This window comes from Salmonella sp. SAL4457, assembly GCF_046548235.1.
Classification (GTDB): Bacteria; Pseudomonadota; Gammaproteobacteria; order Enterobacterales; family Enterobacteriaceae; genus Salmonella; species Salmonella enterica.
On record NZ_JBGDZO010000474.1, the window covers coordinates 1 to 273 of the forward strand.

General features: G+C 74.0%; 1 protein-coding gene. It reads right to left on the reverse strand.

Annotated elements, in window-relative coordinates:
- Positions 1–32: 32 nt before the first annotated feature.
- A partial coding sequence (locus tag ACLJNW_RS25110; RefSeq protein ID WP_410961343.1) for a hypothetical protein occupies positions 33–273 on the reverse strand: 241 nt, incomplete at its 5' end.

Sequence of the window (273 nt, forward strand, 5' to 3'; positions counted from 1 at the left end):
GCACCACCATGCCGGGGAGGAGAGCGCGGCCCTCACGCACGGCCACGACCGCCCACGCTCGCGACGCCTGCCATCGCGAGGAGGGCGAGGACGTTCACCGCGTTGAACCAGGCGAAGGGGAGGTCGAAGCCCCACCAGAACGGCGCACCCATCACCAGCCCGGCGAGCGTGACGACCACCCCTGCCGGGCGGAGCAGCACGAGCCGGACGCCGCCGACCGCCAGCACCAGGCAGGCGCCGAGGAACGCCACCAGGACCGGGACGGACACGGTG